Source organism: Candidatus Pelagisphaera phototrophica (assembly GCF_014529625.1).
GTDB lineage: Bacteria > Verrucomicrobiota > Verrucomicrobiia > Opitutales > Opitutaceae > Pelagisphaera > Pelagisphaera phototrophica.
Window position 1 is genome coordinate 1,765,112 of record NZ_CP076039.1, and the last position, 22,401, is coordinate 1,787,512.

The following is a 22,401-nucleotide window of genomic DNA, read 5'->3' on the forward strand; positions in this document are numbered from 1 at the left end:
TTATATTTGAATGTAGCTTAAACTGTGTGCGTTCGCCCATTCCTACCGAAACCCTACCGCTACTATGGGAAAAAAGGCGTAAGTTTTTACCATCAAAGAAGTCTAAAACGACCCCTTTTCAATTCGTGTTATGGGCACATAATAGATTGATAATAGCCCTGATATGCAGAATTTGAGGAACGATTCTAGATGCCGAATCTGCTAAGATTTTAATAATAAGCCTACTATTTGCAAAGTTGGTTTTTTTAGGCTTGATTGAATGTCCAAATCTGCTGCGAGAAGAGATAGGGTATTCAGACCCCAAAGCGGTCACAAAGAGTTGCGTTTGCGCCGGCGACTTAGGGTGGGAAAACTTGGCGCTCACGACTTCAGTTTTAATATGAGTGACAATCTCTTACAGGAATTTCAGTTTATGCGGTGTGGGATGGCTTTAGCAACTCTCTCTTTTGCTGCGATCTCGGTATGGGGCAAAGCAATCGACGAGCCCAGCGAGCCAACGTCGGGCGTCGAGGAGAGCGATTTTATTGTAAGTGAAAAAAACGAGGTGGAGCTTGTCGAGGACTCTAACATAAGCGAAGCGATTCAGCGACGGCCGGATTTAACCTTTTCAAATGTCACTATTGATGGGGAGGATTCGCTTCAATCGCTAGACAGTATTTCAGCCGATGACGTTACCTCAGTTGAGGTAATGAAAGCGGTGACGCCTGATCAGGACGCTGATTCGCGTGGAGGTTCCATACGATTGAAAACTCGGCCTTCCTACACACAAAAGGAAATTTCGACAAAAATAATGCTCGAGAGCGAATACAACTCTTACATTGAAGAGCTTGGTTATGAGGGCAGTATATCGGTGGGTGGGCCGTTGAACGGGGCAGCGACTATCGGTGGTCGATTGACTTTTAGTTATGAAGATGAACCAGAAGGAAATCAGTATATCAACAAGGACTGGTTTCGTAGAACGGTTAATGGCGAATCTAAGCTTCTACTCAGAGAGTTGAAACTAAATGACATCCGCGAATGGAACAGCGATCGGGATATAACAGCTTCTTTGGATTTTAAAGGTAGTGATTCTTTACGTCTTTTTTGGAAAGGAAGCCATAGTATAAATCGGAACCGTGAAAGACGCCCTCAGCTTGAGTACCGCTTCAATGAAGGAAAGTATGCGGCCATAAATTCTGATCAGATAATCATAGAAGGTTTCGAAGTAGAGCGAGGGTTATATGAATTCGAAAATGAGATGGAAATAGCGGAAACGACTTTGGGGTCCGAATGGGAGTCGGGTAATTGGGAGGCGGATGTCAAATTATTGTATCAGATAGAAGACTACAAACCCATTGATTATTTCAATGTGGATTTCGTGAAACCTGATGTGGACGCAGCCTACGAACTTGACAGCTATTTGTTCCCCTTAGTCATGATAGAAAACGGTGACTCAATTGATGATTCTTCCCAATTTGCCCTCGAGGATTTTGCTATCCGGGACAGAAACCGTGACGAGAGGGACGCTATTGGGTCTGTTAACGTTCGATTAAAGAATGCTTTCGATAATGAGAGTTTATCTCTGCGATTTGGAGTTAAGAGTAGGCGAAGAGATTACGATACTTTTGGTGAAACTGCTTATTTCAGTGCTTCATCCGAATTACCTCTTAGTTTAGCAGATGCGGAATTGAGGAATAATGGCATAAGTCTTATAAGCGATCGGTACAGGTATGGGCCGGCCGTCGATAGGACAAAGATTGAAAGCCTCATTGAAGATAATTTTCAAAGCTTCCCTTACGAAGAGAGGAGATCCCGTGAAATTACTGATTCATCTACGTTCTCTGTTGAAGAAAATATAGACGCAATTTATGCGATGGGCGATTACAGTGTTGGCAATTGGAGGGCTCTTGTGGGCCTGCGCCAAGAGATAACATCAATCGACTTCGAATCTAACGAGGTTATCGTAGGCAACGACGTACTGGACAAAGATTCGGATGGCAATACCAACGAGATTGTGTACCTGGGCGCGAGTCCAACATTTGGCTCCAATCAATACAATAATTTCTTCCCGAATACCCATTTGCGTTTTCGATTGAATAATTATACGACGTTCATTACATCCTACACAGAGACCATTGATCGTCCGCGATACGCTGATGTTGTCCCATACCGCTTGCTGAAATTAGAGGATCAGGAAGTTGAAGAGGGCAATCCGAACTTACGACCGACGCTTTACGCAAATATAGACATCTCGGTCGATATGAAAGTAAAGGATGGAGGATTGGTTTCATTCGAGTTCTTCGATAGGCAGGTGGAGGACTACATTTTTAGCAACGAAACCATTATAAGCGGCGGCATATACGATGGATTCGAACTCGAAAGGCAGGAAAACGGTTCAAGTGCATTTCTGCGGGGTGTATCCATGACCTGGAGTCAGCCTATTAGTCTGCCATTTTTCGATGAGGGATTTTCGCTTAATGCCAAGTACGTAAAACAAGAGTCCGAATTGCAGTATCCGGAGCGTCCAGGAGAAGTCCTTCCGCTACCAATGATGCCGGACAATGAAATGAATGTCTCTTTTACTTACGAAAAAGAGAGGCTGTTTGCCCAGCTGAAATTTTGGAATGAGGAAGATAAAGTCTTTAGAGTAGGCAAGGACACCGAAAGCGATCGGTATTTAGGCTCTAAAAGCAGTGTCGATCTTTCGGTGAGCTATAAGCTGAAAGAGAAGGCAAGGGTTTATGTAGAGTGGGATAATATTACCAACGAACCCTATGGCAGAATCTACGAAGGAAGCCCACTTTACGCAACGTACTACCGCACTCGCCCTTGGACCTTAACAACGGGTATGCGGATAGAACTATAGTTTGCGAGCAATACTATCCCTGGCGGTGAAGTAATTTTTGTTACAGCTTTGCAGATCGAAAGCTTAGACTCGAGTAAACTGTCGTAATTCTTTATTCAAATGTGCTTCGATTAAGTTGAGTCATCGAGGTTTTTCGAAGATCAAAAAATGCTGCCAAGGTAGATCGTTTTTAGTTTCCACCCAATTGAATCCAACAAGGTTCATCTCTTTTTTAGCCTGAGCTTGAGTCATTTTGTGCAGCGGTTTGATGGGCACTTTTGGATCTTCAGCTCGGTATTCCAATAAGTAGACGATGCCTCCAGGCCGCAAAGCATTGAAGATGGATGTCATCATTTCGTAGGGGTGGGAGAACTCATGGTAGGCATCAACAAATAAAGCCGCATCGATCGTTTCGGGTGGCATTTGGATACTTTTGGTGCTGCCGAGGTGTGGCACTACATTCGTGATCTTTTCCGCGGCCGCTTTGCTTGTGATGTAGTTGAGCATCTCCTGCTGGATATCAACTGCGAGTGCTTTCGAGCTGGGATACTTCTTAGCGATACGAAAGCTATAGTAGCCCGATCCCGCCCCGATGTCGGCGATGACGGCATTCGGCTTTAAGTCGAGAAGAGCGATGGCTTTACTCGGAGCCTCTTCGTCCTCGCGATTGTCCCGCTCTAGCCATGAAATGCCTTGGTGGCCCATGACCTGTGCGATCTCACGACCCATATAGTACTTTCCAATTCCGTCGCGCGTGCGGGGGCCTTCGGTGTAGATAACAGCGCTATCGGGAATCGATTGACCCAGCAGCGGGAGCTTTACGCAGATGGCTAAGGCGATTAAAGCAGTTGAGAGCCGCATTCGAAAGGGCATGACAGGTACTCCATAGGAATGTTCGGAAAATACAAAAGGAATCGACAAAGCGGATAGTAGGTGGCGTAGCAATGGCACGATGATAGGCAAGCCAATCACAGCAACGCAACCTTCGTCAACCATATCGTAGGAGCGGTTTTACACCGCGATCATTTTTGATTTCAAGACTGTAGGGGCGGTCGTAGATCGCTCGCTATCTTTAGCGGATCGTGGGCCAGGTTTGGTTGCCAGATTCGTCGAATTCGATCGGGCGGGGTTCACCGTCCAGAATGATGTCCTCTCGACATTCAATTTCAGGAAGATAGGATGTCGAAACCCAAATCTTTTCGATATCTTTTGTATTGGAAATTTGGACGAGGCGCGCGACTTGATCTGGCTTACTAGTCGCATTGCGACAGGCGATTTCGATCGCTTGACGATCGGATGAAGCGATTAAAGGAACCTTAGCTCCTACGGGAGTACGGGCAGTGAGGGCATTGGTGTAGGTAACGGCAAGGTCGATTTTTTCGGCAGCCCTTGAGGTAATGATGTCGGCATTACCCATCCCAATGGCGTTACCCTTTGTGGCCTTGCTCAAATCGCGAATAACGATTTGGCCAATGTTGGGGGTGTACTCTCTTTGGACGTTGGTGGCGGAGCGGCCGGTCACATTGGAGTCCATGCCGGCCCCGCTAATGTCTTTCCCCATGGCATCGACCACGAGGACGTCGATTTCCGAAAGCAACATTCGCCCGATTAGCGTTTTAGAGTAGGCCAGAAGTTCTTTCTCTTGATCCAGAATCTGGTCTGCAGGAATGGCCTTAACTCTGGCGACCTGATTTGCAGCGTTATCGACGATGGCGACACCAAATAAGATAGGAGCTTTTTCGAGGAATATTTTGGCCGCATCGGGGAGCGCTTTGTGGAAGCGATGAAAACCCAACTTGTGAACCTCGGTCGTGCCTATATGTTTACCCAAGCCAATCATCATCATTTTTAGGAGGCCACTTTCGTATTCAGCGGCGAAGGCAGTGTGCGGCTTGATCCGGTTACAAACGATAATGCCATCCGACTCGTAAGCCAATTGATCGCAGCAAACGGGAGTTTCCTCCTCGATTTCACCTAGTTTCACAACATCCATCGATGAACGGATAGGAGTGTTAACGGATTCTTCGGTAATACCTAAGTTCTCAAGTACAGCCAGCTGTCCTTCCGCGGTTGCTCCTCCGTGACTACCCATAGCGGGAACGATAAACGGTTCTGCTCCCCGTTCTTTGAGTTGAGAGACGAGTGAGCGAACAACGGGGATGAAACCCTTGATTCCTCTGCTTCCAGCGGTGATGGCGATCCGTTTCCCTTTTAAATCCAATCCTGAGAATTGCTGAAGCTGGGCACGCATTTCAGCCTCAATGTCGCTAACGGTGTCGGTTGGGAACCGTTGGATTACCGGTACTAGCTCAGGCAGGGTGATGGGAGGTTGATCCGCAATAGTCGGGCAGATATTGCGGACGGTGAGACTGGACGTATAGGGTCGGGAGTTCATCTGTAGGTAGCTATTAATTACGCTTAATAGGTGCTTTTCAGCAATGGTTGAAGGGTTCGCTATTGAACAGCCTCTTGATTCGCTGTTACGAGTTCTTTCATTCCTGCGGCGACCATCCCTCCGTCGGATCCGACGGCGAGAAAAGAGAAACCTTTGGCATGAAACTTTGCAATGTCTGGAGAAGCGAAACCGAGAATGCCGCTAGCCTTGTTGTACTTTTTAGCCGCTTCGACCACTTTTTCTGTGGCGGCAATGTAATCCGGATGGTCAAACTGTTGAGGGATGCCCATGCAAATACTAAGATCCATGGGACCAACGAAGAGTACGTCTACACCGTCAACTGCTGCGATCTCCTCTACATTTTCAATTGCGGCAGGAGACTCGATCTGAGCAATAATTAGAGTGCTCTCATGAGACGATTCGAGTCGCTCGTTAAACTTGGCCCCGTAGTGGGCTCCTCGATTCATAAGGGCGACCCCTCGAGTGCCGTGCGGAGGATATCGAGAGTAGGATACGGCAGCTCGTGCCTCGTCAGCGGTATTTACATTGGGCACCATCAAACCATTAGCGCCTAGATCGAGGGCCCGTTTGAAATAGTCGGCCTGATTTGAGGGTAGCCTGATCACAGGGGCTGTATTGGAGCCCTCTAGGGCTATGAGTTGGTGGGTTAGCATGCCCCAGGAGCCCGAACCATGTTCCATGTCGAGCAAGGCCCAGTCTAGGCCGGAGCGTCCCGCCAATTCAGCGAGGATCGCTGATCCAGAGTTCAGAAAGGATCCCAGGAGTTTGCCTCCTTGCAGTGCCCTTTTTCGTATGGTAATTTCGTTCATGTAGTGTGCTTAGACGGAATGTCTTACGTGGTGGGTTGCAGCTACCAGCGGGTTGCTTTAAACTTCCATCCTGGCTCGATTTTCTGCATTTCGGCTTCGTCATTCCGGAACGAGAGTCCTGACTTGAGGTAATTTTGATGAAGCCGGTCCAATTCAGCTCGATTGATTGTGACGCCTAATCCTGGACCATCTGGAACTTGGATGGCGCCGTTTTTGAAGGGCAGGCGACCGCCTTCTATGATCTCGTCGGACTGCCACGGGTAGTGTGTATCCAAGTCATAGTCGAGCTGTGGGATACAGGCTCCCAGGTGGACCATAGCGGCCAGCGACACTCCGAGATGGCTGTTTGAATGCATTGAGATTGCCCGACCAAAGGTCTGGCAGATGCGGCACAATTCAATACAGGGCTTGAGCCCGCCCCAGAAGTGGTGGTCGGTCAAAATGACGTCTTCAGAATGGACCTTAATTGCGTTTGGAATATCCTCAAATGACGTGGTGCACATATTGGTGGCTAGCGGGGAATCGATTGCTTTGCCCACTTCGGCCATTGCTTTCTGGCCGCGAACCGGGTCTTCCAGGTATTCAAGAACTGAATCCAGCTTCTTGCCTATGCGAATTCCGGTTTCGACGGTCCAGACCGCGTTGGGGTCGAGTCGGAGGGGAACGTCGGGGCCAAACGCGTCCCGCAGAGCCAGCATAGCGTCGGCTTCTTCATCCGGTGGAAATACCCCGCCTTTGAGTTTGATCGACTTAAAGCCAAATGTATCGATCATGGACTGGGCTTGCTTGACGACGGTATCCGGAGTATTCGCTACTTGCTGTCGCGCGGCGGCCCAGCCTGTGGCGCTTTCGTTCATGCCAAATTTCAGTTCTCCGCCGGTGCCCGGTTCCTTGTAAAAAAGATAGGCGCCGAATGGAACCTCGTCTCGGACCGCCCCGCCGAGCAAATCACACATCCGGACCTCGAATCGCTTACCTAAATAGTCGAGGCAGGCGACTTCGAGAGCGCTTCTTAAGTGAACCCAAACTCGATTGTCCCATGGAGTATCGCCGCGCGAGTCTTCTTGAGTCGTGAGCCGCTCACCCGCTTTTTCCAGGAGACGGGTGAGCTGAAGGGGATCGCTGCCCAGCAGTCCTGCGCAAATATGGATTAGAGAATCGACAACTCCTTCGGTGCAAGGGATTTCGCTGATCCCCGTGAGACCGTCCTCGCAGGATAGCTCAAGCACTACTCGAAGTGCGTAGGGGGCATGCAATCCGGACGCGGCACGGAGTGGGGGATCAATTGTAGCTATTGGGGTAATTCGATAATGAGAGATCTTCATAGAGGAACTAAAACGAAGGATTTGTAGGTTATTGAGGAGGGAGTAGAATCAGGGTTTCTCTGAATTACAAACTGATCATTTAGATTGCACCAAGAAAGGGACTGGTTTTTCTCGTATTCTATATGAAGCGATTCTTTTTTGCCCCGATATTCGTAATGCTGTCTCTGTCTTCGGAAATCGGTCTGGGAAAATCTCCCAACATTATATTTTTCATCTCCGATGATGTTAGTTGGAACGACTACGGTTGCTACGGGAACGCGGGGGCGAGGACGCCCCACATCGACCGTCTGGCTGCGAATGGAATGCAGTTTACGAATGCCTATTTGACGGCGAGCAGTTGCAGTCCGAGCCGTGCCAGTATCGTTACGGGAAGGTATCCGCACAACAACGGCAAAGCCGCGGAGCTTCATTTGGCGATTGCGGATCATTTACCCTGGCTTCCTGAGGTATTGAGCGAAAAGGGCTACTATACGGCGCTTTCCGGGAAGAACCACATGAAGCGGGAGAATCCTCGAGACACGCCACCCTTTGATGATATTAGTTTAGGCAAAGTCGAAGGGAACCGAGGGGGGCATGCGAACTGGCTTCGGGTGACGCAAGAGCGCCCGATAGATCAGCCCTTTTTCTTCTGGTTTGCTTCGAATGATGCCCATCGCGCCTGGGAAGCAGACACTGAGTGGGACAACGCGATCTACGGTCCCAAAATCGATCCCGCAGCGGTCGTAGTACCTCCCTTTCTTGTAGATTCGGATAAGACCAGGGGAGATCTGGCGTCCTACTACAATGAAGTGACGCGTTTCGACCATTTCATTGGTGCGGTGGTCGGGGAACTTGAGGCCCAGGGTGTTTTGGACGATACGCTAATTTTTGTTCTCTCAGACAACGGGCGGCCCTTCCCGCGAGCCAAGACTCGCATGCATGACTCGGGGATGAAGACGGCACTGGTTGCTCACTGGCCAAACGGGATCAGCGATGGTGGTAAGAGCGATCGACTGGTCAGCGTGATAGACCTAGCCCCGACGGCTATTGAAGTGGCCGGGGGAAAGGCGGGGGCCACTTTTCAGGGAGTGAGCCTGGCGCCACTTTTCTCCAATCGGGAGAAGACCGTTCGGAATTACGCTTTTTCAGAACACAATTGGCATGACTACGAAGCGTTGGGACGTAGTGTTCGGACGGAGACGCATTTGTATATAGTCAATGATCGTCCTGAGAAAGCCTGGCAGGGACCGGCTGATTCTGTGCGGTCAGACTCGCATCTGGAATTACAGCGAGCCTTGAAGGAGCAAGCTTTGGATAATGCCCAGAACGACGTTTTTCTCGCACCACGGCCGGTTGTAGAATTCTATGACACAAAGAAAGATCCTCACCAGCTCAACAATTTAGCGGGAGATTCGAAATTATCGAAAACTGAAGCGAAACTGGCCGCGATACTCAAGAAGTGGAGACAGCAAACAGGGGACAGTATTCCTGAGCATATTTCGACGGACGAATTTCATCGGGAAACCGGGGTTCGTGTCGTGCAGAATGGTGCTTTTCGAGGAGAGACTCCTGGGGAATCGAAGGGAGCTTCCAGCATCAACCGGAGAGGACCAAGATAACATTGGAATTTGTAAAGAGCGCTTTTTACGGGCTTCTTTTGATCCTAGGCGGGGTCAATGTTGCTTTAGCATTGCCTCCGTACGTGGCTCGAGATGCAGAGCCGCTCTATAAAGAGTTTCTGGATACGGATTTTCCGTTTATCGAAGCTACGGTGGACATGCGAGGCGTGGCTCCTGCGGGAACGGATGACAATTTGATTCCTCGGGCAATCGTGATTCCACTCGAGCACGACGTATTCGTTTGCTTTGATACAGAGTTGCTGAGAGTGGCAGGAATATGGCAGGGAGGCTATCTCTCGCCGAATGGAGTGGCGATGTTGTCCTATCCAGTGCCACTTCGGAAGATGGGGTCTGGTCAGTCCAAACTCCCGCAACCCTTGGGTAGGGTCGTGTTTTCAACCGGGCTTTACTCCGGTTGGCAGGCCGGGCAGTTGAGTTTCGAGGATCCAAGACCAAGAGGGGTCGACCCGAAAGAGCTAGGACGCGGTCCTCTGGATCCAACGACAGGAGAATGGCTGGGGATGGAAGATGCCGGAAACGAAGCGGTTTTGCACTATCGGCTCTTCGATGGCAAGGTTAGGGAGCGATTTCAAGCCAAGGAGATTGACGGTGATCTCGTGGTTCTGCGTGCGATTGAAGTCAATGGTTTGAGTGAAGAGATTCGATTGATCCTGGCGGAAGGAGGCGACGGTAAAGCAATTAATCGAGGAAGTGATCTGGAAGCTGACCCTGAAGGAAATCGAATTTTCTATCGTCTTGCGGCGAGTGGGAATCCTCAGTTGTTATCGGTTGGCTACAACCTCAGTAAAGTTGGTGTCTCTTTAGTTTCTTCCAAAGAAAGTGAGTTGGTAGCAGTGGGGAAAGCGAACTCTCGATGGTCGGATACGGCAGTGGCGGGGATAGAATTGGGAGAGCCGCAAGGCTCGTATGTCGTCGACGAAGCGATTCTTCCTTATCCTAATCCATGGAAACGTCGCATTCGGCCGGTGGCGATTGATTTTTCCTCGGATGGCGAGGCGGTGTTAGTGACTTTTGACGGAGACGTATATCGGATCTCAGGGCTGGGGAGTGCAAACAATCAGATCGAGTGGAAGCGAATTGCGGCGGGATTTAATGAGCCGCAATCGATTCGCATACGGGGTGATGAGGTTTTTGTATTTAGCCGATTAGGAATTACCCGGCTCGTTGACAATGACAACGATGGGGAAACGGATTTCTATGAAATGTTCAGCAATCGGTTTAACCAAAGCGCGGATACAAGAGACTACCCGCTTAGCTTGGCGTTGAGACCTGATGGAAGCTTTATCATTGTTAAGGGCGGTCAACAGGCCTCGGCGAAATCTGTTCATAGCGGCCGGGTCATGTCGGTTTCCGCTGATGGAAGGAAAGTCGAATACTTTGGGTATGGACTCCGCAATGGATATATCTCGGGCCATCCGACCAAGGATATTATCACTGCGAGCGACCAGCAAGGGAACTGGGTTCCCTCTACTCCGTTCCATATCGTTCGCAAAGGAAGTTATCTCGGCTACCAACCAGGCGCGCCCTCTAAGGGTGACGCGGAGATTCAGTCTCCCGCTCTATGGATTCCACATCGCGTTGCTCAGTCGGGAATTGAGCAGATATGGCCAATGGATGAGCGAATGGGCGACCTCGATGGTTCGATACTTTATATTGATTACAAGAAACCGAGCCTATTCAGGATTTTCGTCCCAGAGGATCCTAGATTTGTTCAGACAGCTGGATCTCAGTTGCCGATCGAATTTGAGACGCCTTTGTTGAAAGGTGCGATGAACCCAGTGGATGGCAGCGCCTATTTCGTCGGATTTCAGATCTGGGATTCTATTGCTCCTAGACTGGAAGGCTTATGCCGATTGAGGTTTCTGCCGCACGAAAGTGTATTGCCTCGTAGTGTAGAAGTTTATAAGGATGGTGTCCGACTTTCGTTCGAACAGACTTTGGGACCCGAACTCGCAAGAGATCCTTCCATCTATCAGGTAAGCAGTTGGGATTATGTGCGGACAGAGGAATACGGTTCGCCTCAATTTAGGGGCGATGGAGAACCCGGAGTGGATGAGTGGATGGTGCACTCGGTATTGCTTTCAAAGGACCGAAAGTCCGTATTTCTGGCGATCGACGATGTTCGCGAAACAATGCAGTTAGAAGTTCAATACAACTTGTTCGGGGAATGGCAGCCACTCTACTTTACTATAAATGAGCTAAACCGGACTCGGTTGAAAGACTATAAATTCGAGTTGATTAACTTTTCGAAGTTGTTCGCATCTGAACCGGTTCCTCGCGTCGTGAAAACCAGTCAAAAAATTGTATCAGTTGTTAGAGGACAGCAGCTCTATAGCCAGATGGGTTGTGTTGGATGTCACTCGATCGATGGTTCTACGGAAGGGCGTAGTGGGCCTACTTGGCTAGGTGCTTATAAAAGTCGACGCAAATTGAAGGGCGGTGGTAGCGTGAGAGTGGACGAAGAGTATTTGAGAACTTCGATTCTAGACCCTGCAGCGGTTATTACGGAGGGCTTCGATGGGCAAGAAGCCGGTATGCCTTCTTACAAGGGAATTTTGAGCGACGAGGACGTAGAATCGCTGGTGATGTTTATCCGATCTTTGAGATGAGACAGAGGATCTGATTTCTCAGTATGCTCGGGAGTGGCACGATCATGGCCCCTTCCAATATGCAGCAAATTATCGGAAATCACTCGAAGCCTTTGCCGCCTTGCGACAAAGCTAAAAAGCATGGCATTGGAGAAGCGGGGGACTGAAGGCAAATCTAGGTGTGACTGATTGTCTTGCCCTGGTTTGGGTTTTATAGCCGACCTGCAGACCAGAGTAAACCGCGACTGACGATTTCCTGAAATTGGGGATCGGCGATCGTGTCGTTCGTATGACCGAACGTGGTTCCGAATACGCGGGCCTTTCCATATTCATTGGTCCAAAATACAGGATGGGTATCCTTAGTCTCTTCGCTGGTCCCGGTGGCGAGCGCTTTGGCGTTGGGCCATAGCTTCTCGATGATGTAGAGCTCGTCCATGGGAGAAACCCAGTCAGTTGGAAAGTCTTCCATGATGGGGTGATTTGGGGCGGTAACCGTCACGGGATAACGGCTCTGGTGGTCATGTCTTCGAGTGGTCACTCCGAGGAACTCACGCCAGTTATCCACTTCGGCGTCACGGTAGGTATGCATCGCGCAGTGTATCACGACGGCAGAGACACCTTGCCGATGGGCGTCCACAATTTTCGAAATGTACGCAGGGTCCTTCGTTTGGGCGAAGCATTCATTGTGGACGACCACATCGTACTCCCTGGCCCAATCGGGATTGTTGAACAGTTTGGACTGAAAGTCCCTGGACTCTCCTCCTTCCTGGACGATTGTCCACTCTATAGGCGCGTGCTGTGCGATGCCCGTGGTGAGGGCTTGCTTTTGGAAGTCGTAGTCGTGGCAGCATCCTCCGGTAATAAGAAGCGCGTTTACGGGGGAGTCTTCACTTGGCTTTGAGTAGCCTACGATCAGAGTGGAAAGGAAAGCGATAAGTGTAAGGTTTGTAATTTTCATTGAATATATAATTCCGAGGGAAAGTTATTGTTGAAGGGTTTGTTTATTCTAGTTCAAGCCAGTCTTTTTGTCGGCTTATGAAGTATTCATTGATGTCGTAGGAGGAACCGGGAGCCAGTCGGGCCGGCTTTGTGGGGATGTGCTTTTTATGAGCTGCTATGATTGATTGAAGGCTTTCTTTGTGGGAAAGGTTAGTCCATTCTTTGGGGTCCTTTTTCATGTCGTAAAGCTCTTCGGATCCATCCTCGTAGCGAATGTATCGATACCGGTCTGACCTGATCGAGTAGTTGAAGGGGCCGTATGCGGTGATGGCAGGTGTCTCCTTTGGGGATTCTACGTCCTCGAGCAGCGTAACGAGGCTGGTGCCTTCGTTCATCTCATTCTCTGGCAGTCCGCACAACTCGACCAGGGTGGGGTACATGTCAATGAGTCCAACCGGTCTACTGGATCTGCGATTCGGTTCAATTCCCAGTCCTGCGAAAATGAGTGGTACCCTTGTGTCTCGCTCCCAGATAGCTTGCTTGGCGAATCGGTTTTTCTCACCTAAATGGTAGCCATGGTCTGACCATAGCACGATGAGGGTGTTGTCGGCGTGAGGGCTGGTGTCGAGAGCATCGAGAACCTTCCCGACTTGGTAGTCTACCCAGGTGATACAGGTAAGATATGCCTGTACAGCTTTCTTCCATTCGCCATTTTTAATCAGTTCCTCAGTCGTAGGCATCATGGAAACATCTGCCACTTGTTGGCCCCCTATGGGAATATCATCGTAGTCGTTTTTCTTGTAAGGCGGTAATTCAATGGTATCCAGTGGATGGTGATCAAACCATTTAGGAGGCGCGTACCACGGTACGTGCGGGCGTAGAAAACCCACCGCGAGGAAGAAGGGTTTTTCGTGAGACTGCCCGAGCTTTTCAACTGCCCATTTAGCGACCTTGTAGTCGGTCATTTCCTCGTCGTTATCGGGGTAAGCCCCCCAGTCGGTTTGGGTACTGCCAATTTTGTGGTCATACCAGTCTGGGTCGAACTTGAATCGTTTTTCGGGTTTTGGCCCGAACCACTCGAAGCGTCCCCCATATTCGTCGAAAGTACTGGCGGCGTCACCCCCATGGTAGAGTTTGCCTACCGCCATGGTTTTGTATCCGTGATTCTCAAAATAATCAGGAATCAGAGTGCATTTTTCCGCAAGAGGGTGGCTCGATTTTAGATCCTTGTCTTTTATCTGCAGATAAATGCCGGTAGACGATGGGTAGAGACCTGTGAAGATCGAAGCGCGGCTAGGGCCGCAGATAGGGGCCTGGCAATGGGCATTTTCAAAAAGCACGCCTTGCTTCGCGAGGCGGTCAATGTTTGGGGTCTTGGTGTTAGGGTGGCCGTCGAGGCAGCCGACCCAGTCGTTCAGATCATCAATAGCGATGAAAAGTACGTTTGGTTTTCCGGCTACAGAAAGGATCGCGGAGTAGATGCAGGCAATCGCTAAAATGATGGCGATTTTAAGAGATCTTTTTGGATTTTTCATCGGGTTCGCTTGAAGGGAAGAAGATTTTCATTGTATTATACGTGCGTTACGATGCCAGGGATGTTGATGGGAGCGTTTCGGTAGCGGGGCAAGTGTTTTTCCTTCTGCTGGCTGCGTGGCTCCTCTTACTAGATTTGATGAATATTTGCCTAGTTGAAAGCCGAATATGCGATGCGAAAACGACGTTTCGTGAGATATTTTAGTCAATGATTTAGTACGACAGAAAAGCGAAAGAAGCTGATGAAAATGCAAGGGCACATAAGGATGAAAATCGATTATCTAAGACGATCTAAAGAAAGAAGTCGAAGAACTCGAGTTGGATGTCGCTGAAATGTCGGTGTCGAATTCGGATTCATGGGAGTGGGCACTTGAAATTGAAAACACGGAGTGGCTCTTTAAGGTACCGAAAGAACGCGTCGACCAAGCGAAAAAAGTTTTTGAGGAAAACAAAAGTGAAGCGCTCGCTGGAGTAAATAGCGAATTAGTAGAAACCAAAATGTAAGGATAAAGACAACGCTCAGAAGTGTTAAAGACCTAATTGGATATCCCATCGAAACAGTAGATGGCAGGATCGGGAAAGTGAAAGACGTGCTTTTCGGCGATTGGTATTGGCGTCTCCGCTACATAGTGGCGGATACGGGAACGTAGCTTTCAGGGGAAAAAAGTGCTCTTGACCCCGTACTACCTGAAGAAGCCTGAAACCGGATGGATCGGAAACGGTATCAAAATCGACCTGACTAAGGGTCAGCTTGAAGGTTCGCCAGAGCTCAAAACGGTTACCCCCTTATGCATGCAGTACGAGGAAGAGTATACCAAGTATTACGATCTTCCATCGTACTGGATGGATCCCTAATTGTTTGGAGGGTCAACCGTTCCTCCTGCGATGACAACGGAGGTCACTCCCAAGAGCGAGGCGCATCGAAGGAAAGCATTTGCGCTCGGCTTACGAGATCCTCGGATACCATATCGAAGCGAATGATGACTTGTTCGGCCACGTGGAGGTCTTCATTATCGAAGAAGAGAACTGGAGGCTCCAGTATTTGGCCATCGATACCAAGAATTGGCTCCCTGGAAGGTCGTCGTTGATCGAAATTGGATGGGTCGAAGGGTTTGATTGGTGGAACAAGACCGCCAGAGTTGATTTGCTGAGAAAGCAAATTGAAATGGCCCCTCGTTTCGACCCCTTTGATCCTGTCAATGAAGACGAAAATCAAAAATTGTACGACTACTATGGCAAGCCTAGGGATTATGAAACCCCGGCAGTCCCTATGTTTTAGTCGCAGTTGGATGGTCCTGGTTCTGAATGCGCCTTGGGCGTATCAGGCCCGGGCTTTTGTCTTGCGATAAGAATGAGGATTCGCTCGCTTAGCCCAAAGACGTTAGGGGCCCTTATGCTGGCGGGAAGAATTGAATTGCCCTCGTTGGGGAATTGAAGAGCAATTAGGTGGTCTGGATTTCGGCAGGCCCCAATTCGTTTACCTCATACTCAACATGAAAATTTACTGTATTCCCCTTTTCGCAAGTCTCATCATCGGAGTCGCTTCGTTCGGTCAGACATCTACGGGCCCTTTCATGGCTAATGGAATCAAGATTGGAGAGGTGGATCAGGACTCAGCAACTGTCTGGATGCGCTTAACGAAGGACCAAACCTATCGACTGGATGGGGAAACCTGGGAAAAGGATGACGAAGCCGTCCCGGCGGGAAAGACGTTGGGCGATATGCAATACAGTGCTATTGGAGCAACGGGAGAGGTTCGCATTTCCTATTGGCCCAACAGTAATCGATCTAAGCGGATAACGCTGGACTGGGTGCCTGTGACTGCAAAGCGAAACTACAGCGTTGCCGTAAAGGTAGAAGGGCTCTCGCCCTGGACGCGATACAACCTTAAGGTAGAGGGCCGAGGATTGGGAGAAACGCGTCCTAGCGTGGAGGTGATGGGGGGGGTTAGGACTGCTCCCGATCGGGACAAGGCGGAAAAGGTAAGCTTTGCGTTGGTGACCTGCCATGACTTCCCGAGGAGGGATGACCTTGTGAACGGGCACTATATTTATCCTGCAATCTTGGATACGGTACAGCCGGATTTTCTTGTCAATGCGGGAGACATAGAGTATTACGACAAGCCTGGGCCATGGGCGAAGACGGAGGAGCTCGCCTACTACAAGTGGGATCGTCTGTTTGGTCTGCCAAACTTTCGAGAATTCTATCGTCAGGTTCCGGCGTACTTCATGAAAGACGATCACGATTTGCTCAAGAATGACTGTGGACCCGGAGATACCTATGGCGAGCTGACTTGGGATCGGGGAATTGAAATTTTTAACGAGATCTTCCCGATGGGGGAAAAGCCCTACCGGACCGTTCGATGGGGCAAGGATCTGCAAGTTTGGATGATGGAAGGGCGGGACTACCGGAGCCGAAACGAAACTCCGGATGGCCCAAACAAAACTATTTGGGGCGAAGTTCAGAAAGCATGGTTCTACAAAACCTTTTCCGAGTCTGATGCGGCTTTCCGAATCCTGATTAATCCAAACCCCATAGTCGGGCCGGATCGGGTGAAGAAAAAGGACAACCATTCCAACAAGAACTTCACTCACGAAGGCGATGAGATCCGGTCCTTTATGGGGAAGCAGAAGAACGCGTTCATCCTCAACGGGGACCGCCACTGGCAATATGTGTCCGTAGATCGTGAAACGGGTGCGCGAGAGTATTCTTGCGGGGCGGGGTCAGACATGCACGCGGGCGGATTCAAGCAAGAGCTTCGGACCGACGAGCATCGGTTTCTGCGAATTAAGGGAGGGTTTCTCAGCGTGAGTGTGGATCGTGACAATGGTAAGCCCCGAATCGTATTACGGCACCATGACGTGCATGGTGAAATTGTGAATGAAGACCTTTTTTGGGGTGAGTAGGCCATTCCCATCTGCAATCATCGTGATTGATACCGCTTGTATCGCGGAGATTTATGATACTTTGCCTGTCCAATAAGCGGCGATTAGCCCGCAATTATATTTAAATAAGTCAGATTGATCGCTAACCGAAGATACATTTATATGAATAGAAGAACATTTGTTAAGAGTGGCGCCGCCGGTGCCAATTGTGGGCACCACTAATGTAGGAATTATCTCCTTGTACATTTTGTGGGCGAATTCCTGAAACGACGGCGGCGGAAATCTCGGTTGTGACGGCACTTGGCTCTAGACTGGTGTTGGAATCATTCCAATTTTCCGTAACGGAGTATTTGAGTAGCTAAGCCATTGCGACTGCAAGCAATCCGACTAGCACTATGGTGGTGATTAGGGCTGAACCGCGTTTGCTGAATGAGTCATTGCAAAACGTATTTAAAAAATTCTATACTATATTGATTTTTAATAGTTTATTCTGTCGCGTCATTTCTACAATCATGAAGTTAAAGGCTAGAGGTGACTGTGTTAAATTTAGAAGGTAATAAATTCGTGTAGTTTGTTCTTCGGTAAGTTCTGAATAGTGGTGTTCCCGGAGGGTAGGCACCTGTGGCAAACAATTTATTGAATCCGTATTCTCGATAGGGAGGACGGTAGTATGAAGTATGCCCCCAGATAGAAAAATCCACTTCCGATTCGTAAAGACAGACCATAGAACCTCGTAAGTAGAAATCTTCACCACCCCAGTTCTCAAGAAAACGCGGAAAATTTTCGTTCCCTCCGCTCTGACTACCGTCACCTTGAACATTTGAAGGACGGATTCCACCGACGACCGCTGTTGCGTATTCAGTAGTGACTGCAGGGGGAATCATGCTAGTGACTGAGTCGTCCCAATTTTCTGAGAGAAATATAACAGAATCCGCCATGACTGCGACAGGAACTTCTCCTGTCTCAGGTGTATAGGCGCTTGTCGTCGCTGTATATCCATCCGAGTTGAAGTGACCACGCAGATACAGTGCATTGTTTGTGACAAAACTCATACCAGGATTGAATCCTCGACTAGGAATACCTTCGCTAGGTACATCTGTTTCGGCCCCATGCAATCGGATACCGGAAAAATTCAAATTCTTAGCAGCAGCCGAATCCAGATCGGAGCTAGTGCATTCGAAATATACAACGCCGTTCCAGTCTGTTGCGGGGTCGTATCCGCCGATGTGAAGCACTGAGTCAGACGTATCTGGTGATTCGATCAATTGCTTCAATTTCCCAGTATTGATGTCTATAAGAGTGATGTCTTGCGACCTTCTGTGATCCTTCATCACATCCGGTTTATGCTCCCACAATGTCCCTTCTAATGAACTGATATCTAGCGGGCTTCCGCTGCCATCATATGCCGTGACCGAATTCGTGGTGGTGTCCCACTTGAAGTAAAGTCCAGCCTTGTTAGACATTTTCTGAATTTCAATTTCTACTTTGTATTCAGGATGGCTATTGGGAAGGGGTGGTTCGATTATGGCCCTTCCAGAGTTTACTGGGTCGTAGGCTGCCGTCCCTAGGTCGTCTGGTTCATAGTCAGGGAATGCAACTGGATTGAAAACTGGAACGCCATGTGCCTTTGTCTGTAGATTGCCTTGCCAGCGATTCGATGCAAAACTCCGAAATTTGTCATTGAGAGCTCCCGTTCCCATTTCTGAATCCATCCAAACACCGCCAATCATCATATTTCTAGATGCTCCGCTCTCGTCCATGAAATTGACGGCCCCCCGCCGAGTACTGGCCCCGAGATGCTCAAGATGGTGGTAAACATTGCCAGTTGCCGTCACGATATCGTGAAAGCTTAATCCGCCGATGGGAGCTAATCTTAGATTTCCATTAGTATGAACGGGTCCATAGACGGCCATTTCCGGACCTGGATGGATATCCAGATCGAGGTTGTAGAAGATAGCGTGAGAAAATAGCGGTGTGTCTCTGACCTGGAATGTTTGCGAAACGTGGGTACTAATTTGTGGGCCGCCATTTGGGTCATTAATTGTCGCTTTCCCGTAGACGGTCACATCAAAGGCCCTGACATACTTTCCTTTCAAGGGATCGAACATGTTGTCCGGCTCTTTAGGATCAATGTAAGTCAGACTGCTGGTTGGAACCGTGCTGGCAAAAACTGCCAATTTGGCGTAGTCAACATTGGATCCCAGACTCGCCTTTGGGGGCAAGGCAAGTGCCCCGGAACCGCTCGAATTAAAAGTGTTGGAAGCAACAGTGGTGTTATTGTCGAATGAGTGGGAAAGTTGTGCAAATCCGTACTCGACGACAGCTTCCGCTGTATTTTCAGATTGGGTACGAAGCTTGTGTCGATGATTGATTCGATTCTCCGTAACGGAGTATTTGAGAAGCGAAGCCATTGCGACTGCAAGTACTCCGACTAATACTATGGTGGTGATTAGGGCTGATCCTTTACGTTTCTGAGATGGATGAGTCATTGGCGTTTCGTTAAACTCTAACCCCTTGGCGAGACGGTGAAGTTGTAGGTGTTAGTTACTTGCTCGCCTACTGCTCCAATGTGAATAATCTCTCCCCGGACGACGACGCTTCGATCATAGAAGTTGTAGAATAGTTTTCCATCACTGAGACCTTTCGACAGTTCGATGATTTCTCCATGGGTTCCTTTTGTGTCTGCTCCAGGAAGCAGGGTACCGAGGTCGGTTGAGGTGCTGGGACTGTATTTGTTGTCGAACATGAGCACTGGCCCCTCCGCTTCCTCAGAAAGCGTGTAGCGGTAGTATCCGATGACTCGACCTATCTTGTCGGGATCGCTCACATCTCTGTGGACCAGAATGAGGAAATCGCCGGAACCTCCGTCGTTTTGTTCTGTTCTGTCAGAGAAGGAAGTATATGTTTTGAAATAGTCAGCGTACCGAGCGTTCTCGATCATCTCGTTGGTGAAGTTGCGAATATCGCGATTGATGAGGAGCCTTCCCATGCCGTTTGCCGCAGTGGTTGATCCCATTAGGAAAAGGGGAATGGCTCCTCCAAGTACGACGGCCGAGATCGTCATTCCAATCAACAACTCGGTGAGTGTAACTCCGGCCTTTGGATGGAGTGCGCTCTTTTGTGCAGCTTTACGTGAGAAAGTCATAATGCTAAAAGGTTGGAACATCGGAACGGATTGCGTAAAGTGTGTTAGAGTTGTTTACTGTCCGATAGCTGTCGCTGAATGAGTATTCGTATCTAAGTAGAATCCGTCGGGCTTCTCCGACTTTGTTTGCCGCATTCGTGATATTTTCGATGTAAACATAGACATCGAAACTCAAGTCATCGGTGGTATCGTCAGGAGTATTTTTAATATCAATCCGCTTACTGTTTTTAATATCGGTTCCCGCATTTCCATCGGTGGGGTCGGTAGATAATGGAGATACTGACAAGGTGTCAGCGACTCCTTCGTGGAACAACGTGGTAAGAACGGCTTCGTCTAGGGAGGCGAACTCCATGTTCTTAATTTGTTCGATGTAGCCCTGGCCGATCGTTAATGCAGTGTTCTCGTGTATCGCCAACTCTGTGTAGCGCCGTGACTGCATGAGCCCGGTCAGGAGAGCAAGTCCGGAAAAGCCAAGAATAACCATCGCCACCATGATTTCAACCAAGGTAACGCCGGATTTATTGAAAAAGATTTTGGAGCGGTAGGTTCGTTGCCGGTTAGCCATAGGTAAAAGCGGATTGTTCTGCACGTCAGCAAACGACAATGAGGGGAGAGTTATAAGATAAAGCGGTCAATTTGAGCGCAATACGGCGACTGAATCTCAAAGTTGAGCGAAATCACTCACGGGATTCTAATTAGTATTAGGGGTTTTCGGTGATACCAGCACTCGAATAAAATGGAGTTTGGAGAAAATATTTACCCGCTCAAGGGGAAGTGATTGCCCAATCTGAATTGGGTTCTTTGCCGAAGCTATTGAAAGCTTAGGGTGAGCGAAAACTCAATTTTAAGCAAGAATCTGATTTACGACTCTAGCGTATTCGACACCGGTCAGTCTTAAGTCCAGACCTTGGTGCTTGAATGAAAGCTGCTGATGGTCGACTCCAAAACGATTTAAAATGGTAGCATTGAGGTCACGAATATGAACTGGGTCTTTGACGATATTGTATCCAAAATCGTCCGTTTCTCCATAAACAGTGCCGCCTTTTACACCAGCGCCCGCAATCCACTTTGTGTAGCATTTGGGGTGGTGGTCTCTGCCGTAGTTTGATTCAGTGAGCGTGCCTTGGCAGTAAAGGGTTCTGCCGAACTCGCCCCCCCAGATAACGAGGGTGTCATCCAGCATTCCGCGTTGTTTTAGGTCAGTGATCAACGCATAGCTTGCTTGGTCGACGTCTTTGCACTGGTTTGGTAAGTCTTTCGGAAGCACTCCGTGCTGGTCCCATCCGCGGTGAAATATTTGCGAGAAACGCACGCCTTTCTCGGCGAGTCGGCGTGCCATGAGACAATTGTAGGCGAACGTACCCGGAACTTTTGCGTCAGGGCCGTACAAGTCGAAAATATAGTCAGGTTCGTCGGAAAGATCGGTGAGGTCCGGGACGCTGCTTTGCATGCGAAACGCCATCTCATACTGGGAAATGCGAGCATGTGTTTCAGGATCTCCAAACTCATGATACAAGTCCTCGTTGATCTCATTGACACCGTCGAGCATGTCACGCCGGGTCTCTCGGCTGATCCCATTTGGGTCAGTCAAATACAGGACCGGGTCACCCTTGGACCGCAGGCTCACCCCTTGGTGCTCTGAGGGAAGAGGTCCGGCACCCCACAAGCGGGAAAAGAGCGCCTGTGCTTCTTTGCGCCCGGTCCATGTGGAATTCAACACTACAAAGGTGGGCAGATTTTCATTCAAGCTACCCAAACCGTAGCTTAACCATGCTCCTAGGCTGGGTCGGCCAGGTATTTGGTTGCCTGTCTGAATATAGGTGATGGCTGGATCGTGGTTGATCGCCTCGGTCCATATTGACTTAACAATAGCGATATCGTCGACGATCTTTTTGGTATAGGGGAGAAGCTCACTGATCCAGGCCCCTGATTTTCCAACCTGTTCAAAGTCGAATATACTTGGAGCGATAGGGAACCTCGCCTGTCCCGACGTCATTGTAGTAAGGCGTTGACCGCGACGGACCGAATCGGGCAGATCTTTGTCGAACATGGACTGCATCTCCGGCTTGTAATCGTACATGTCTAGCTGGGAAGGGGCGCCGGACATGAAAAGATAGATACCGCGCTTGGCTTTCGCTGGGAAATGGGTCATGCCCAGTGTGCCAGGCCCAAAGCCTGGGGATCGACTGGCGCTGCCTCTCAGACCAGGTCCAACAATGGAAGCCAACGCGGCGATGCCAAGACCTTTGGCAGCCTTACCGAGGAATTGCCGACGGGTTTCAAAGGATACGTATTCGTCGATTGGGTTCATATCAGGA

Annotated in this window: 16 protein-coding genes; 6 read left to right on the top strand and 10 right to left on the bottom strand. The window is 49.2% G+C overall.

Features of this window, described 5'->3' with window-relative positions:
* Window positions 1–379 precede the first annotated feature (379 nt).
* Window positions 380–2,845 carry a TonB-dependent receptor domain-containing protein gene (locus tag GA004_RS07540; RefSeq protein WP_283396711.1) on the top strand — a complete coding sequence of 822 codons (2,466 nt, stop codon included), beginning with the start codon at window positions 380–382 and terminating at the stop codon, window positions 2,843–2,845.
* Between the two features lie 120 nt (window positions 2,846–2,965).
* Here the strand turns inward: GA004_RS07540 and GA004_RS07545 are convergent, their stop codons facing one another.
* From GA004_RS07545 to GA004_RS07560, 4 genes are all read right to left on the bottom strand, one after another.
* The gene (locus tag GA004_RS07545) at window positions 2,966–3,820 is read right to left on the bottom strand and encodes a class I SAM-dependent methyltransferase (protein WP_283396712.1); all 855 of its coding nucleotides are present in this window, start codon (window positions 3,818–3,820) and stop codon (window positions 2,966–2,968) included.
* 76 nt (window positions 3,821–3,896) lie between these two features.
* Complete coding sequence (locus GA004_RS07550) at window positions 3,897–5,219, bottom strand: nickel pincer cofactor-dependent isomerase, group 22 (protein ID WP_283396713.1); 1,323 nt, start codon at window positions 5,217–5,219, stop codon at window positions 3,897–3,899.
* Between the two features lie 59 nt (window positions 5,220–5,278).
* Complete coding sequence (locus GA004_RS07555) at window positions 5,279–6,049, bottom strand: HpcH/HpaI aldolase family protein (RefSeq protein ID WP_283396714.1); 771 nt, start codon at window positions 6,047–6,049, stop codon at window positions 5,279–5,281.
* Between the two features lie 41 nt (window positions 6,050–6,090).
* Complete coding sequence (locus GA004_RS07560) at window positions 6,091–7,374, bottom strand: enolase C-terminal domain-like protein (protein ID WP_283396715.1); 1,284 nt, start codon at window positions 7,372–7,374, stop codon at window positions 6,091–6,093.
* Window positions 7,375–7,496: 122 nt separating this feature from the next.
* Between GA004_RS07560 and GA004_RS07565 the strand changes: the two genes are divergently transcribed.
* The gene (locus GA004_RS07565; protein WP_283396716.1) at window positions 7,497–8,972 is read left to right on the top strand and encodes a sulfatase family protein; all 1,476 of its coding nucleotides are present in this window, start codon (window positions 7,497–7,499) and stop codon (window positions 8,970–8,972) included.
* Between the two features lie 2 nt (window positions 8,973–8,974).
* A complete protein-coding gene (locus GA004_RS07570) occupies window positions 8,975–11,602 on the top strand; it encodes a c-type cytochrome (RefSeq protein ID WP_283396717.1) in 2,628 nt (875 codons plus the stop codon).
* A gap of 190 nt (window positions 11,603–11,792) precedes the next feature.
* Here GA004_RS07570 and GA004_RS07575 read toward each other — a convergent pair whose 3' ends face one another.
* Both GA004_RS07575 and GA004_RS07580 read right to left on the bottom strand, forming a co-directional pair.
* A complete protein-coding gene (locus GA004_RS07575) occupies window positions 11,793–12,539 on the bottom strand; it encodes a ThuA domain-containing protein (RefSeq protein WP_283396718.1) in 747 nt (248 codons plus the stop codon).
* 43 nt (window positions 12,540–12,582) lie between these two features.
* Window positions 12,583–14,055, bottom strand: coding sequence for a sulfatase (locus GA004_RS07580; RefSeq protein WP_283396719.1), 1,473 nt, complete (start codon window positions 14,053–14,055; stop codon window positions 12,583–12,585).
* Between the two features lie 664 nt (window positions 14,056–14,719).
* On the opposite strand from GA004_RS07580, the gene GA004_RS07585 reads away from it, so the two are divergent.
* The 3 genes from GA004_RS07585 to GA004_RS07595 all read left to right on the top strand — a co-directional run bounded on the left by GA004_RS07585 (window position 14,720) and on the right by GA004_RS07595 (window position 16,959).
* The gene (locus GA004_RS07585) at window positions 14,720–14,908 is read left to right on the top strand and encodes a hypothetical protein (protein ID WP_283396720.1); all 189 of its coding nucleotides are present in this window, start codon (window positions 14,720–14,722) and stop codon (window positions 14,906–14,908) included.
* Between the two features lie 79 nt (window positions 14,909–14,987).
* On the top strand, window positions 14,988–15,332 hold the full coding sequence (locus GA004_RS07590) for a hypothetical protein (protein WP_283396721.1): 345 nt from the start codon (window positions 14,988–14,990) through the stop codon (window positions 15,330–15,332).
* 214 nt (window positions 15,333–15,546) lie between these two features.
* Complete coding sequence (locus GA004_RS07595; protein ID WP_283396722.1) at window positions 15,547–16,959, top strand: alkaline phosphatase D family protein; 1,413 nt, start codon at window positions 15,547–15,549, stop codon at window positions 16,957–16,959.
* A gap of 497 nt (window positions 16,960–17,456) precedes the next feature.
* On the opposite strand, the gene GA004_RS07600 is transcribed toward GA004_RS07595, so the two are convergent.
* From GA004_RS07600 to GA004_RS07615, 4 genes are all read right to left on the bottom strand, one after another.
* Window positions 17,457–19,427, bottom strand: coding sequence for a hypothetical protein (locus GA004_RS07600; RefSeq protein ID WP_283396723.1), 1,971 nt, complete (start codon window positions 19,425–19,427; stop codon window positions 17,457–17,459).
* A gap of 17 nt (window positions 19,428–19,444) precedes the next feature.
* Entirely contained in the window at window positions 19,445–20,083 is a 639-nt protein-coding gene (locus tag GA004_RS07605; protein ID WP_283396724.1) for a PilW family protein, read from the bottom strand.
* Window positions 20,084–20,087: 4 nt separating this feature from the next.
* Window positions 20,088–20,648 carry a type IV pilus modification PilV family protein gene (locus tag GA004_RS07610; protein ID WP_283396725.1) on the bottom strand — a complete coding sequence of 187 codons (561 nt, stop codon included), beginning with the start codon at window positions 20,646–20,648 and terminating at the stop codon, window positions 20,088–20,090.
* A gap of 279 nt (window positions 20,649–20,927) precedes the next feature.
* Window positions 20,928–22,394, bottom strand: a complete 1,467-nt coding sequence (locus GA004_RS07615) for a DUF1501 domain-containing protein (protein ID WP_283396726.1) — start codon at window positions 22,392–22,394, stop codon at window positions 20,928–20,930.
* Window positions 22,395–22,401 lie beyond the last annotated feature (7 nt).

Bases quoted from the DNA above. Each gene is read 5' to 3' on its own strand.
- GA004_RS07615 (WP_283396726.1), bottom strand. From the start codon at position 22,394: ATGAACCCAATCGACGAATACGTATCCTTTGAAACCCGTCGGCAATTC.
- GA004_RS07540 (WP_283396711.1), top strand. From the start codon at position 380: ATGAGTGACAATCTCTTACAGGAATTTCAGTTTATGCGGTGTGGGATG.
- GA004_RS07610 (WP_283396725.1), bottom strand. From the start codon at position 20,648: ATGGCTAACCGGCAACGAACCTACCGCTCCAAAATCTTTTTCAATAAA.
- GA004_RS07555 (WP_283396714.1), bottom strand. From the start codon at position 6,049: ATGAACGAAATTACCATACGAAAAAGGGCACTGCAAGGAGGCAAACTC.
- GA004_RS07580 (WP_283396719.1), bottom strand. From the start codon at position 14,055: ATGAAAAATCCAAAAAGATCTCTTAAAATCGCCATCATTTTAGCGATT.
- GA004_RS07565 (WP_283396716.1), top strand. From the start codon at position 7,497: ATGAAGCGATTCTTTTTTGCCCCGATATTCGTAATGCTGTCTCTGTCT.
- GA004_RS07605 (WP_283396724.1), bottom strand. From the start codon at position 20,083: ATGACTTTCTCACGTAAAGCTGCACAAAAGAGCGCACTCCATCCAAAG.
- GA004_RS07575 (WP_283396718.1), bottom strand. From the start codon at position 12,539: ATGAAAATTACAAACCTTACACTTATCGCTTTCCTTTCCACTCTGATC.
- GA004_RS07560 (WP_283396715.1), bottom strand. From the start codon at position 7,374: ATGAAGATCTCTCATTATCGAATTACCCCAATAGCTACAATTGATCCC.
- GA004_RS07600 (WP_283396723.1), bottom strand. From the start codon at position 19,427: ATGACTCATCCATCTCAGAAACGTAAAGGATCAGCCCTAATCACCACC.
- GA004_RS07595 (WP_283396722.1), top strand. From the start codon at position 15,547: ATGAAAATTTACTGTATTCCCCTTTTCGCAAGTCTCATCATCGGAGTC.
- GA004_RS07545 (WP_283396712.1), bottom strand. From the start codon at position 3,820: ATGGTTGACGAAGGTTGCGTTGCTGTGATTGGCTTGCCTATCATCGTG.
- GA004_RS07550 (WP_283396713.1), bottom strand. From the start codon at position 5,219: ATGAACTCCCGACCCTATACGTCCAGTCTCACCGTCCGCAATATCTGC.